The organism is Rhodococcus sp. IEGM 1351, assembly GCF_030056875.1.
GTDB lineage: Bacteria > Actinomycetota > Actinomycetes > Mycobacteriales > Mycobacteriaceae > Rhodococcus_F > Rhodococcus_F opacus.
In genome coordinates this window covers 1-212 of the sequence record NZ_JASHKU010000197.1, presented here as the reverse complement: position 1 = coordinate 212, position 212 = coordinate 1, and the positions used below count along the sequence as shown (strand labels likewise).

The following is a 212-nucleotide window of genomic DNA, read 5'->3' as shown; positions in this document are numbered from 1 at the left end:
CCCAGGCACGGCCCGCCGGCACAGGGGGCCGAGCCGCCCCGGACCGAGACCACCGTCGCCGCGGTGCGGGCCGCGCGGCCCGCGCTCGCGGACAGCCCCGGCCACACGGCGGGCCGTCCGGCCATCGCCCTCGCCCCCGCCCCCGCCGTCGCGGCCCGCCCCACCCGTCTCTCCCAGGCCGCGCACCCCCGTCCAGCCGGCGCGCGACCCAC

General features: G+C 85.4%; 1 pseudogene. It reads left to right on the top strand.

Annotated elements, in window-relative coordinates:
* Positions 1-212 (top strand): annotated as a pseudogene (locus QM806_RS41260) (hypothetical protein); the annotation flags it as partial.